We start from the raw sequence: 13019 nt of genomic DNA on the forward strand, positions 1-13019 counted from the left end.
AGGAGCACCCATTAATGAGCTTCGGCGCCGATGAAGAGATCCTTCAGGATTTCCTGGTTGAGGCCGGCGAGATTCTAGAGCAACTGTCCGAACAGCTGGTCGAGCTGGAAAGCCGACCTGATGATGCGGATCTGCTCAATGCAATTTTTCGCGGTTTCCACACTGTAAAAGGAGGCGCCGGCTTCCTCCAGCTCAATGAGCTGGTGGAGTGCTGTCACATTGCCGAAAACGTGTTCGACATCCTGCGCAAGGGTGAGCGTCGCGTTGACTCGGAATTGATGGACGTGGTGCTCGAAGCGCTGGATGCGGTCAACAGCATGTTCAGTGAAGTGCGCGAGCGCTCGCCGATCACCGCTGCTACGCCTGAGCTGCTCGCCGCGCTGTCGCGCCTGGCCGAGCCGCAGTCGGCTGACGAAGCTGCACCGGTAGCCGCGCCAGTGGTTGAGGAACCGGTCGCCGAGGAATCAGGCGACATCACCGATAACGAATTCGAACAACTGCTGGACTCGCTGAACGCCGTCAAGGCTCAAGCCCAGGCTCCGGCAGCGCCTGCTGCCCCGGCTGCGCCGGCCGCCGATGCCGCCGCCAGCGATGAAATCACCGACGCCGAGTTCGAGTCGCTGCTCGATCAGCTTCACGGCAAGGGCCAGTTCGCCGTGGATGCCGTCGCCCCCCCGAGTGCCCCGGCCGCCCCGAAAGCGGCGGGCGACAACTCCGATATCACCGACGATGAGTTCGAGGCTTTGCTCGATCAGTTGCACGGCAAGGGTAACTTCGCCGTGGACGCACTGGATTCGGCTATCGCCTCCGCGCCGACCCCAGCCAAGCCTGCCGCCGCAGCAGCGGGCAGCGACCTGATCAGCGATCACGAATTCGAATCACTGCTCGACGAACTGCACGGCAAGGGCAAGTTCAGCGAAGTCGGCACCGCCTCAACAGCCACTGCGCCTGCCGCCACTGCCACAGCGGCTGCGCCAGCGGAGAAGGCCGCGGCCAAACCCGCCGCCAAGGCACCGGAACCGAAGGCTGAGACACCCAAGCCTGCTGCCGCTGCCCCGGCGCCAGCCCGCGCACCGGCGGCCGCGCCGGCGGAAAAGCCGGCCAGCGAAGCCGAGACCACTGTACGGGTCGACACCGCTCGCCTGGACGAGATCATGAACATGGTCGGCGAACTGGTGCTGGTGCGTAACCGCCTGGTGCGCCTGGGCCTCAACAGCCAGGACGAAGCCATGGCCAAGGCCGTGTCGAACCTGGACGTGGTCACGGCTGACTTGCAGACGGCGGTCATGAAGACCCGGATGCAGCCGATCAAGAAAGTCTTCGGGCGCTTCCCGCGCCTGGTTCGCGACCTGGCACGCCAGCTCAAGAAAGAAATCAACCTGGAACTAGTGGGCGAAGAGACCGACCTGGACAAGAACCTGGTCGAGGCTCTGGCCGATCCACTGGTCCACTTGGTGCGCAACGCGGTCGACCACGGTATCGAGTCGCCGCAAGAGCGCGAAGAGTCAGGCAAGCCCCGCAGCGGCAAGGTGGTATTGGCCGCCGAGCAGGAAGGCGACCACATCCTGCTGTCGATCTCCGACGACGGCAAAGGCATGGACCCGAACGTACTGCGCTCCATCGCGGTGAAGCGCGGTGTGATGGACAAGGATGCCGCCGACCGCCTGAGCGACACCGAGTGCTACAACCTGATCTTCGCCCCGGGGTTCTCGACCAAGACCGAGATTTCCGACGTGTCGGGCCGTGGCGTGGGCATGGATGTGGTGAAAACCAAGATTTCCCAGCTCAACGGTTCGATCAACATCTACTCGACCAAGGGCCAGGGCTCGAAAATCGTCATCAAGGTCCCGCTGACCCTGGCGATCATGCCGACCCTGATGGTGATGCTGGGCAACCAGGCATTCGCCTTCCCGCTGGTCAATGTCAACGAAATCTTCCACCTCGACCTGTCGCGCACCAACGTGGTGGACGGCCAGGAAGTGGTGATCGTGCGGGACAAGGCACTGCCGCTGTTCTACCTCAAGCGCTGGCTGGTCAGCTCCGCCGCTCATGTCGAGCAGGGTGAAGGCCATGTGGTGATCCTTTCGGTGGGCACCCAGCGGATCGGCTTCGTCGTCGATCAGTTGGTGGGCCAGGAAGAAGTGGTCATCAAGCCGCTAGGCAAGATGCTCCAGGGCACCCCGGGCATGTCCGGCGCCACCATCACCGGCGACGGTCGCATCGCGTTGATTCTCGATGTGCCAAGCATGCTCAAGCGTTACGCCGCACGGCGTATTTGATTCTGGAGGGGCGCGGCCCGCAGCCGCGTCTCGTCTAACGGAGTGTTTATGGTAGTTAAAGTCCTGGTGGTGGACGATTCGGGGTTTTTCCGCCGCCGCGTCTCGGAAATTCTCTCGGCGGACCCGAGTATTCAGGTCGTCGGTACGGCGACCAACGGCAAAGAGGCAATCGATCAGGCGCTGGCGCTCAAGCCGGACGTGATCACCATGGACTACGAGATGCCGATGATGGATGGCATCACGGCGGTGCGGCATATCATGCAGCGCTGCCCGACCCCAGTATTGATGTTCTCCTCCCTGACCCATGAAGGCGCCCGGGTGACCCTCGATGCGCTGGACGCCGGGGCGGTGGATTTCCTGCCGAAAAATTTCGAAGACATTTCGCGCAACCCCGACAAGGTTCGGCAGTTGCTGTGCGAGAAGGTCCACAGTATTTCCCGCAGCAACCGGCGTGTCGGTGCCTATAGCACACCTGCGCCAGCGCCTGCACCAGCCCCGGCTTCATTGGGCAGCTTCAATCCGGCCCCAGCGCGCAGTGCCCCGGCCCCAGCGCCAGCTCGTTCCGCGCCCGCCAGTACGTCATCGTCGCCGGCCCCCAAGCGCAAAGCCTACAAACTGGTCGCCATTGGTACGTCCACCGGCGGCCCGGTGGCGTTGCAGCGGGTCCTGACCCAGTTGCCGGCCAACTTTCCGGCGCCGATCGTGCTGATCCAGCATATGCCTGCGGCCTTCACCAAGGCGTTCGCCGAGCGTCTGGACAAGCTGTGTCGTATCAGCGTCAAGGAGGCCGAGGATGGCGACATCCTGCGTCCGGGCCTGGCGCTGTTGGCGCCAGGCGGCAAGCAGATGATGATCGATGGTCGCGGCGCGGTGAAAATCCTGCCCGGCGATGAGCGCCTCAATTACAAACCGTGTGTGGACATCACTTTCGGCTCCGCCGCTAAATCCTACGGCGACAAAGTTCTGGCGGTGGTGCTCACCGGCATGGGTGCCGACGGTCGCGAGGGCGCGCGCCTGCTCAAGCAGGGCGGCAGCGCCATTTGGGCTCAGGATGAAGCCAGTTGCGTGATCTATGGCATGCCGATGGCGATTGTCAAAGCGGATCTGGCCGACGCGGTGTACGGGCTGGACGACATCGGTAGACACCTGGTCGAGGCGTGCCTGTAATGGATGTGCTCAGCCTGATCGGCATCATCATGGCGTTCGTCGCCATTATTGGTGGCAATTACCTGGAAGGCGGTCACCTGGGGGCCTTGGCCAACGGCCCGGCGGCGTTGATCGTGATCGGCGGCACCGTGGGCGCGGCGCTGTTGCAATCGCCCATGAGCGCCTTCAAGCGCGCCATGCAGGTGCTCATCTGGATTCTGTTCCCGCCGCGCGTCGACCTGGCCGGTGGCATCGACCGCGTGGTGAACTGGAGTCTGACCGCCCGCAAGGAAGGTTTGCTGGGCCTGGAAGGGGTGGCCGACGCCGAACCCGACAACTATTCGCGCAAAGGCCTGCAACTGTTGGTGGACGGCGCTGAGCCGGAAGCCATCCGCAGCATCCTGGAAGTGGATTTCTACACCCAGGAAAGCCGTGACATCGAAGCGGCCAAAGTCTTTGAAAGCATGGGTGGCTATGCGCCGACCATCGGCATCATCGGTGCGGTGATGGGCCTGATCCACGTGATGGGCAACCTGGCCGATCCGTCGCAACTGGGCAGTGGTATCGCCGTGGCTTTCGTCGCGACCATTTATGGTGTGGCCAGTGCCAACCTGGTGCTGCTGCCGATCGCCGCCAAGCTCAAGTCAATTGCGTTGCGCCAGTCGCGTTATCGCGAAATGTTGCTGGAAGGGATCCTGTCGATCGCCGAAGGTGAAAACCCGCGTTCCATTGAGTTGAAGCTTCAGGGCTTCATGGACTGATGGGAGACATGGAAAATGGCACGTCGCAGGCATCGTGAAGAACACGTCAACCATGAACGCTGGCTCGTCTCTTACGCCGACTTCATCACGCTGCTGTTCGCTTTTTTCGTGGTCATGTATTCGATCTCGTCGGTCAACGAAGGCAAGTACAAGGTTATTTCCGAGGCGCTGATCGGCGTGTTTACCGACTCCGACCGCGCCCTCAAGCCTATCCCCATTGGTGATGAGCGGCCCAAGACCACCACGCCGGCCAAACCGCTGGTCAGGGACTCCGAGCAGGTCGATGCCGGTATCGCTGGCGGCAGCGATCCGTTGAAAAGCATTGCCGATGACATCAGCGCGGCGTTTGGTGATCTGATCAGCTCCAATCAGATGACCGTGCGCGGCAACGAGTTGTGGGTTGAGATCGAACTCAATTCCAGCCTGTTGTTTGGCAGCGGCGATGCCATGCCCAGCGACATGGCGTTCAACATCATCGATAAAGTGGCCGCGATCCTCAGGCCTTTCGACAACCCGATCCACGTAGAAGGCTTCACAGACGATCAGCCGATTCGCACTGCGCAGTACCCGACCAACTGGGAACTCTCCTCGGCGCGTTCGGCGAGCATCGTGCGCATGCTCGCGATGCAGGGCGTAAACCCCGGCCGGCTGGCGTCGGTGGGCTATGGTGAATTCCAGCCGGTGGCCAACAATGCCACCGCCGAGGGGAGGGCGCGCAACCGGCGAGTGGTGTTGGTGGTGTCGCGCAACCTTGAGGTGCGCCGCAGCCTGACCGGGACCGGTACGGCCCATGCAACACCGGATGCGGCATTGAAGCGTGCTGGCACACAAACTGCACCGACCCAGCCCAAGTCGCCGGGAAGACAGAGCGCCGTCAATTCTCCGTCACCCGCTTTATAACCGAGCTATTTCTCGGTCGAGCCTTTATCGACCGGGAGGAACAATCCGAATGAGAGTCTGGGCAGTCGCCAATCAAAAAGGTGGTGTGGGTAAAACCACATCTTCCATCGCTTTAGCCGGATTGCTGGCCGAGGCGGGCAAGCGCGTGGTCATGGTCGATCTGGACCCCCACGGCTCGATGACCAGCTACTTTGGTTACGATCCCGACAGTCTGGAGCACAGCAACTACGACCTGTTCCTGCACAAGGGCGGTGTGCCCGAAGGCCTGCCGGGGCAGTTGCTGCTGTCCACCAGCGATGAGCGGATTTCCCTGTTGCCATCCAGCACCGCCCTGGCGACCCTGGAACGGCAGTCGCCGGGACAAAGCGGTCTGGGCTTGGTGATCGCCAAGAGTCTGGCGCAACTGTGGCAGGACTTCGATTACGCGATCATCGACAGCCCGCCGCTGCTTGGCGTGCTGATGGTCAACGCCTTGGCGGCCAGCCAGCAATTGGTTATCCCGGTGCAGACCGAGCATCTGGCAGTCAAGGGCCTGGAGCGCATGGTCAATACCCTGGCGATGATCAACCGCTCACGCAAGCAATCGTTGGCCTTCAACATCGTGCCGACCCTGTTTGATCGTCGCACCCAGGCGTCCCTGGGCACCCTGCGCGTGCTGCGGGACATGTACCCGGATGACATCTGGCAAGGCTACATTCCGGTCGACACGCGTTTGCGTGACGCCAGCCGTGCCGGTGTGACCCCTTCGCAATTCGATGGCAAGAGCCGCGGCGTGCTGGCCTACCGGGCGCTGCTCAAGCACCTGCTGGCCCAGCAGCTCGTTTCGCAGCAGGTGGCTTAAGGTGACGAGGCTTACCAAAGGCATTGCACTCGCTTGTGAGCGCTCAAGTCCAGGCGCATACATGCCGATAACCTTTTCAAGTGGCGCACTGTTCCCATGAGCCGCCCGATAAAGACAACCTCGCGTCCGCAACTGGCCCTGCAGTCTTATCTGGATGGGCTGCTGCAGGAAGCAACCGAAGAACTGCCACTGCAACCGAGCGTGATCGAGGCGTTGCCCGAGACCGTCGAAGCCGAAGGTGGACTGGATGAATTTCAGGCGGCCGTGCTCGAAGAGCAGGCCCGTGATGCACACAAAACAGTGATTGCCGCGGCAGTCGAGGCTCCGTTCATCAAGCCTCAGGTGGCAGTGATGCAAGCGCCTGCGCCGATCCTGGCGCCGGTCTCGACCGTTGCACCGTTGCTGCAGGGCCTGGTGACGCCGGTGGTGGAAGTCCATCTGCCACCAAGCAGCCCACCGCCGCCGGTGCCGACCGACGACCGTCCGGCCTGGGCCGCCGAGCCGTTCGAGTGTTTGTTGTTCGATGTGGCCGGGTTGACCCTGGCGGTGCCGCTGGTATGCCTGGGATCGATATATTCCCTGGCCGGGCAGGAACTGACGCCTTTGTTCGGTCAGCCGGAATGGTTCCTGGGGATCCTGCCGAGCCAGGCCGGCAACCTGAAGGTGCTGGATACCGCGCGCTGGGTGATGCCGGACCGTTATCGCGATGATTTTCGCCAGGGCCTGCAATACGTGATTTCGGTGCAAGGGTATGAATGGGGTTTGGCGGTGCATCAGGTCAGTCGCTCGCTGCGCCTGGACCCGAACGAGATCAAGTGGCGTAGCCATCGAGGCCAACGGCCATGGCTGGCCGGTACGGTGATCGAACACATGTGCGCCTTGCTGGACGTTTCCGAGCTGGCCGAGCTGATCGCCAGCGGCGGGGCAAAACACCTGGGCGGCGCCAAGCCGGTTCAGAAACCGAAATAAGACAACCCGTGGCGCACCACGTCACGGGGCAGAACACACACCGCCACAGGCGGTTTTTCGAGGGGTCAGGGTATGAATGATAAGGCGTCGTCTCTCAAGGGTTCCGAAGATCCGATTTTGCAATGGGTAACCTTCAAGCTCGATAACGAAACCTACGGCATCAACGTGATGCGCGTTCAGGAAGTGCTGCGCTATACCGAGATCGCCCCGGTTCCCGGTGCGCCAAGCTACGTGCTGGGCATCATCAACCTGCGCGGTAACGTGGTCACGGTGATCGACACTCGCCAGCGGTTTGGCTTGAACTCCACCGAGGTCAACGACAACACCCGTATCGTGATCATCGAGGCCGACAAGCAAGTGGTCGGCATCCTCGTCGACAGCGTCGCTGAAGTGGTTTACTTGCGTCAGTCGGAAATCGAAACCGCGCCTAACGTCGGTAACGAAGAGTCGGCCAAGTTCATCCAGGGCGTGTGCAACAAGAACAACGAGTTGCTGATCCTGGTCGAGCTGGAGAAGATGATGAGCGAAGAGGAATGGTCGGAACTGGAGAGTATCTGATTTGATTCTTGAGGTAGCAGTCATTGTCCTGTTCCTTTTCTGGGCAGGCACGCTGGCGATGTTTGTCGCGTACATACGCGCCCAGCGGCAGATCGCCGCTCAGCAGGCCCAGGGCGATGCGTTGCGTGATCAACGCATCAGCGACCTGGCCAAACGCGTCGACGATTACCAGAACGGCACCGTGCGCATGGGCGAAGCCCTGCACGAGCTACGCGCCGTGGTCGCTCCGTTGCCGGACAAACTGGCCCAACTGGAGCAGCGCGACCCCTCCAGCCTGTCCTTCGCCCAGGCCGCTCGCCTGGTGGGCATGGGCGCCAGCGTCGACGAACTGACCCAAGCCTGCGGCCTGACCCAGGCCGAGGCGGAGTTGATGAGCAAGTTGCATAAGGGCGGCTGATAGTTTCAAGCGGCAAGCTGCAAGAAAGATCAAGAGATCGCAGCCTTTGGCAGCGTCTACAGGGTTCACATTACCCTGTAGGCGTTGCTGAAGGCTGCGATTTTTTTTACAAAGGCCCACCGATCTTCAGTGAATACATCACCGTGGCGAGGGAGCTTGCTCCCGCTGGGCTGCGCAGCGGCCCCCACGCTTTTTGCGGTCGCTGCGCCTGGGGCGGCTGCGCCACCCAGCGGGAGCAAGCTCCCTCGCCACAAGAGCGGTCCTTGCTGGATCTGGAGATCAATAATCGTCGCCGCGATCGGTCACATCCTTCTCGACACTTGGCGCGTTCGGGTCATAGCCCTGGGGGAATTTGCCTTTCAAGTTCCAGGCAAAGGCAATGATTTCGGCAATGGTGCGATACAACTCTTCCGGGATGCTGTCGCCCAGTTCCATCCGCGCCAACAGCTTCACCAATTCAGCGTTTTCATAGATCGGCACTTCGCTTTCGCGGGCGATCCGCAGGATTTCCTCGGCCAGGGCTTCGTCGCCCTTGGCGGTGAGGGTCGGGGCGTGGAGGCCGTCGTACTTGAGGGCGATGGCCTGGCGTGGTGCGGTGTCGGTTGTCATGCGGTTTCGTCCACCCAGCGTTGTTCCAGTCGCGTCTTGGGGCCTTGGGGCGGGGTGCCGAGGTGGCAATCCAGGTCGCCAACGTTCAGGCCGCAGGTCACCAGGCGTTCACGCAGCGCGGTCAGATTGTTTTCGATCAGGCTGGCGGTGTACGGCCGCTCTGCCCATAGCTGGCTCGACAGGCTGCCGCTGAGCAACTGGGCCTGAATCTGCAGCGGCCCCAGTGGCTCCATGTCGAACGCCAGCTCGACCCGCCAGAGCTGCTGTTTCGGCTCGCGTTCTTCACGGCGTTCCGGTGACTCCTCCCGGGGCGGGGTTTCCTCGCGCTGGAACTTGACCTGCAGCGGCACGATGTCCTGCAGGTTGCGCATGGGGATTTCCAACTGCCAGGTGCTCATCAGCCGACCGTCGTCGGTCAGGCCCGTCTGTTCCAGGCTCGACAATTGATGGCTTTGCAGGCGCGACACGGCGGCGGCGGCCAGACGCAACAACTGTTCCAGGTCGCCTTCATCGTCCTGGCCTTTCAACAGGCGCGAGGGCAGGGGGAAACTGGTGGGTTGCGGCTTGACGCTGACCTGGCCGAGGGTGCCGAGGGCGTTACGCACGAAGCTGGGCAGCACCTGGGCCAAGGTGTTGGCGGCGATGATGGCGGCGAGGTTGGTTGAGGCGGGCAGGGCCGGGGTCAGTTGGGCGATCAGTTTCAGCAGATCGCCCTTCATGTCTGGCGCCAGGCTCGGTACTTGCCCGGCCAGCAGTTTGCTTTCCAGGAACGCGCCGCTGGCGGCCATGGCCTGGGCCAGGCCCTTGGGTGTGCTCAGTTGCTGGATGTCGGGCAGGCCCGCCAACAGGCGTGTCACCGCAGCGCGCAACTCGGCGCCAGTGTCGTCGCTGGCCGGAAGCTTTTGCAGCGCGGTGTTTTGCAGCGCGGTGACCAGGCTGTCCAACGAGCCCTGGCGGCTCATCTGCGTGACCAGTTGCTGGCTCACCGCCAGTTGTTGCTGGCGGTTGCTCAAGGGGACAAATTTCAAGGTTTGGGCATCTTGTACCTGAGCGCTCAATAGCGTGCCGATGCGCAGCGGTTGCGGGCTGTCGATGTCCAGGGTACTTCCGGCCTGGGCGGTGTTGAGCAGGCTCACCAGCGACCGGTACACCGCGGGTTGCCCCGGCAACTGCGGCAACGCCTGGCTGGTCAGTACCTTGCCTTGCAGCAGCGTGCCGACCGGCATCTGTGCCGTGTCGATACGGGTCAGGGTGGCGACGCTCGAGGCGATGGCCTGCTGCACGGTAATCGCCAGGTTGCTGGCGGACGGCTGAGTCACGGCCAGGCTGGTGCCTTGGGGCAATGGCTGGGTGCTGGTGGCTTGCACGGTGGTTTGGCGACCGCTCTCCAGGGTGACCTTGAGCAACAGCTGGAAGGTCTGTTCCGCCTGCTTGAGCGACAACACCTCGGCCTTGGCGGTCTGGCCCGCACCGATCAGGCCTTCGACCGGCGTCAGCAATTTGAGCAGCTCGCCCGTGACCGCCGGCATACGGGTTGTTGCCGAGGCCTGAGGCAACGGCGGGATGTTCATGTCGCCTGTCATCTGCGGTCTTACCTTGGGAAACTAATTGAGCACGCCCCCTGGGGCATGACATGTATAATGCCGCCGGTCTTTCAGGGAGTGGCGAAAACCTTGCAATTGTTTGACGCAGCTCTGTGGAACCGGCCGCCAAAGCATCTATGCTGCACCTCTTTAACGGCCGCTGCATTGCCGACTTGAACCGTATAAGGCCCGCTATCCCTTGACCAGTCCTCTCCTGCAAACCGTTGGCCTCGCCTGTGAGCGAGATTTGCGGCTGCTTTTCGAGAATCTCCAATTGAGACTCTCGCCTGGCGATATGGTGCAGATCAGCGGTCCCAACGGCAGTGGCAAGACCAGCCTGTTGCGCCTGTTGGCCGGGTTGATGCAGCCGACTGCCGGCCAAGTGCTGCTCAATGGCCAGCCGTTGCACAGCCAGCGCAGCGAACTGGCCCGCAATCTGCTCTGGATCGGCCATGCCGCTGGCATCAAGGATTTGCTGACGCCTGAAGAAAACCTCAGTTGGCTCTGCGCGCTGCATCGACCGGCCGGGCGCGAGGCGATCTGGCAGGCGCTGGCGACGGTGGGCCTGCGCGGCTTCGAAGACGTGCCGTGCCACACCCTGTCCGCCGGCCAGCAGCGCCGCGTGGCCCTGGCCCGGTTATATCTCGACAGCCCGCCGCTGTGGATTCTCGACGAGCCGTTCACCGCTCTGGACAAGCAGGGCGTGGCGCAGCTCGAGGAGCATCTGGCCGGGCACTGCGAGCGTGGCGGCATGGTGCTGTTGACCACTCACCACACATTGGCGCGGATGCCATCCGGTTATCGCAACATCGATCTTGGGAACTGGGCTGTATGAGTGTGTTTGGCCTGCTGCTTGCCCGCGAGGCGCGCCTGTTGTTCCGCCGTCCGGCCGAACTGGCCAATCCGCTGGTGTTCTTCGCGATTGTCATCGCACTGTTCCCGCTGGCGGTCGGTCCCGGGACTCAATTGTTGCAAACCTTGTCGCCGGGGCTGGTCTGGGTGGCGGCCCTTTTATCGGTCCTGCTCTCGCTGGACGGGCTTTTCCGCAGTGATTTCGAGGACGGATCCCTGGAGCAGTGGGTCCTTTCGTCGCACCCCCTGGCCCTTCTGGTTTTGGCCAAGGTACTGGCACACTGGGTTTTTTCCGGCCTGGCACTGGTGCTGCTCTCGCCGCTGCTGGCAATGATGCTGGGCTTGCCCGCTGCCTGCATGCCGGTATTGTTGGTATCGCTGTTGCTGGGCACGCCGGTGTTGAGCCTGCTCGGCGCAGTCGGCGCGGCGTTGACGGTGGGGTTGAAGCGCGGCGGCCTGTTGTTGGCGCTGCTGATCCTGCCGCTGTATATCCCGGTGTTGATCCTCGGCAGTGGCGCCTTGCAAGCCGCGCTGCAAGGCATGCCGGCAACCGGTTATCTGCTGTGGCTTGGGAGCCTGACCGCCCTGGCGATAACCCTGACACCCTTTGCAATAGCCGCTGGCCTGAAAATCAGCGTCGGCGAATAATAATGAGGCCTGGTCAAGAACTGACCACTTCTTTTGAAGTAAAGGCAGACCTGGCGACTCGTAATGACGAGTCGCAACCGTGATGGAAACAGCAATGAACTGGACCTGGTTTCATAAGCTCGGCTCACCCAAGTGGTTCTACGGCATCAGCGGCAAACTGCTGCCCTGGTTGAGCATCGCCGCACTGCTGTTGATCGGCATCGGCGTGGTCTGGGGCCTGGCCTTCGCACCGCCGGACTACCAGCAGGGCAACAGCTTTCGCATCATCTACATTCACGTTCCCACGGCGCTGTTGGCCCAGTCCATCTACGTGATGCTGGCGGTGTGTGGCGTGGTCGGGCTGGTGTGGAAGATGAAACTGGCGGACGTGGCCCTGCAATGCGCCGCGCCCATCGGTGCCTGGATGACCGCCGTAGCGCTGGTCACCGGGGCGATCTGGGGCAAGCCGACCTGGGGCTCATGGTGGGTCTGGGATGCCCGACTGACGTCGATGCTGATCCTGCTGTTTCTGTACTTCGGTCTTATTGCGCTGGGCAACGCCATCAGCAATCGTGACAGCGCCGCCAAGGCCTGCGCGGTACTGGCGATTGTCGGCGTGATCAACATCCCGATCATCAAGTACTCGGTGGACTGGTGGAACACCCTGCACCAGGGCGCGACCTTCACCCTCACCGAAAAACCGGCGATGCCTGTGCAAATGTGGCTGCCGCTGTTGCTCACCGTGCTGGGTTTCTACTGTTTCTTCGGCGCGGTGCTGCTGCTGCGCATGCGCCTGGAGGTGCTCAAGCGCGAGTCCCGGGCCAGTTGGGTGAAGGCCGAAGTACAGAACAGCCTGGAGGCCGCTCGATGAGTTTTGCATCATTCGGCGATTTTCTCGCCATGGGCCATCACGGCCTGTATGTCTGGTCCGCCTATGGCATCTGCCTGGCGGTGCTGGCCCTCAACGTGGCGGCGCCGATCCTGGCCCGCAAGCGGTATCTGCAACAAGAGGCGCGTCGTCTGCGCCGGGAGAATGGTCAGTGAATCCGCTGCGCAAAAAACGTCTTGTCATCATTCTTGCCATCCTGGTGGGGGTCGGCGCCGCAGTCGGCCTGGCCTTGAGCGCCTTGCAACAGAACATCAACCTGTTCTACACCCCGACCCAGATTGCCAACGGCGAAGCACCCAAGGACACGCGCATTCGTGCCGGCGGCATGGTGGAGGAGGGGTCCCTGGAGCGTTCCGGGGACTCGCTGGACGTGAAATTCAACGTCACCGATTTCAACAAGACCGTGACCATCACCTATCGTGGCATCCTGCCGGACCTGTTTCGCGAAGGGCAGGGCATCGTCGCCCTGGGTAAGCTCAATGCCGAAGGCGTGGTGGTGGCCGATGAAGTCCTGGCCAAGCACGACGAAAAATACATGCCGCCGGAAGTGACCAAGGCTTTGAAAGACAGCGGCCAGTCGGCGCCCGCTCCCGTGAAGGAGGGTTGAT

Annotated in this window: 15 protein-coding genes; 13 read left to right on the forward strand and 2 right to left on the reverse strand. The window is 62.2% G+C overall.

From position 1 onward, the window contains the following. Window positions 1-14: 14 nt before the first annotated feature. From GKKCFE_RS06370 to GKKCFE_RS06405, 8 genes are all read left to right on the forward strand, one after another. Complete coding sequence (locus tag GKKCFE_RS06370; RefSeq protein WP_107322136.1) at window positions 15-2279, forward strand: chemotaxis protein CheA; 2265 nt, start codon at window positions 15-17, stop codon at window positions 2277-2279. A gap of 48 nt (window positions 2280-2327) precedes the next feature. Then, the gene (locus GKKCFE_RS06375; protein ID WP_445577617.1) at window positions 2328-3446 is read left to right on the forward strand and encodes a protein-glutamate methylesterase/protein-glutamine glutaminase; all 1119 of its coding nucleotides are present in this window, start codon (window positions 2328-2330) and stop codon (window positions 3444-3446) included. Continuing rightward, window positions 3446-4186, forward strand: a complete 741-nt coding sequence (locus GKKCFE_RS06380) for a flagellar motor protein (RefSeq protein ID WP_018606553.1) — start codon at window positions 3446-3448, stop codon at window positions 4184-4186. The genes GKKCFE_RS06375 and GKKCFE_RS06380 overlap by 1 nt, the downstream gene beginning before the upstream one ends. 15 nt (window positions 4187-4201) lie before the next feature. Next, window positions 4202-5086 (forward strand): flagellar motor protein MotD, encoded by an 885-nt coding sequence (motD, locus tag GKKCFE_RS06385; protein ID WP_047226265.1) that lies wholly within the window; start codon window positions 4202-4204, stop codon window positions 5084-5086. Between the two features lie 49 nt (window positions 5087-5135). Beyond that, window positions 5136-5927, forward strand: a complete 792-nt coding sequence (locus tag GKKCFE_RS06390) for a ParA family protein (protein WP_047226266.1) — start codon at window positions 5136-5138, stop codon at window positions 5925-5927. A gap of 96 nt (window positions 5928-6023) precedes the next feature. Next, a complete protein-coding gene (locus tag GKKCFE_RS06395) occupies window positions 6024-6896 on the forward strand; it encodes a CheW domain-containing protein (protein WP_445577618.1) in 873 nt (290 codons plus the stop codon). Window positions 6897-6968: 72 nt separating this feature from the next. Then, entirely contained in the window at window positions 6969-7454 is a 486-nt protein-coding gene (locus tag GKKCFE_RS06400; RefSeq protein ID WP_024778681.1) for a chemotaxis protein CheW, read from the forward strand. Window position 7455: 1 nt separating this feature from the next. Continuing rightward, a complete protein-coding gene (locus GKKCFE_RS06405; protein ID WP_445577619.1) occupies window positions 7456-7851 on the forward strand; it encodes a DUF2802 domain-containing protein in 396 nt (131 codons plus the stop codon). Between the two features lie 279 nt (window positions 7852-8130). On the opposite strand, the gene GKKCFE_RS06410 is transcribed toward GKKCFE_RS06405, so the two are convergent. Further along, window positions 8131-8460, reverse strand: a complete 330-nt coding sequence (locus GKKCFE_RS06410; protein ID WP_047226269.1) for an EscU/YscU/HrcU family type III secretion system export apparatus switch protein — start codon at window positions 8458-8460, stop codon at window positions 8131-8133. Beyond that, window positions 8457-10043 carry a flagellar hook-length control protein FliK gene (fliK, locus tag GKKCFE_RS06415; RefSeq protein WP_445577620.1) on the reverse strand — a complete coding sequence of 529 codons (1587 nt, stop codon included), beginning with the start codon at window positions 10041-10043 and terminating at the stop codon, window positions 8457-8459. Before fliK ends, GKKCFE_RS06410 begins: the two co-directional genes overlap by 4 nt. Before the next feature lie 199 nt (window positions 10044-10242). Here fliK and ccmA point away from each other — a divergent pair, with 199 nt between their 5' ends. From ccmA to ccmE, 5 genes are all read left to right on the forward strand, one after another. After that, window positions 10243-10878 (forward strand): cytochrome c biogenesis heme-transporting ATPase CcmA, encoded by a 636-nt coding sequence (gene ccmA / locus GKKCFE_RS06420; RefSeq protein WP_047226271.1) that lies wholly within the window; start codon window positions 10243-10245, stop codon window positions 10876-10878. Next, window positions 10875-11543 (forward strand): heme exporter protein CcmB, encoded by a 669-nt coding sequence (ccmB, locus tag GKKCFE_RS06425; RefSeq protein WP_047226272.1) that lies wholly within the window; start codon window positions 10875-10877, stop codon window positions 11541-11543. Before ccmA ends, ccmB begins: the two co-directional genes overlap by 4 nt. 94 nt (window positions 11544-11637) lie before the next feature. Next, on the forward strand, window positions 11638-12393 hold the full coding sequence (locus GKKCFE_RS06430) for a heme ABC transporter permease (RefSeq protein ID WP_047226273.1): 756 nt from the start codon (window positions 11638-11640) through the stop codon (window positions 12391-12393). Further along, complete coding sequence (gene ccmD / locus GKKCFE_RS06435; protein ID WP_007939192.1) at window positions 12390-12566, forward strand: heme exporter protein CcmD; 177 nt, start codon at window positions 12390-12392, stop codon at window positions 12564-12566. The genes GKKCFE_RS06430 and ccmD overlap by 4 nt, the downstream gene beginning before the upstream one ends. Next, the gene (gene ccmE / locus GKKCFE_RS06440) at window positions 12563-13018 is read left to right on the forward strand and encodes a cytochrome c maturation protein CcmE (protein WP_076385818.1); all 456 of its coding nucleotides are present in this window, start codon (window positions 12563-12565) and stop codon (window positions 13016-13018) included. Before ccmD ends, ccmE begins: the two co-directional genes overlap by 4 nt. Window position 13019: the final 1 nt, after the last annotated feature.

It is taken from the genome of Pseudomonas sp. E141 (assembly GCF_052659885.1).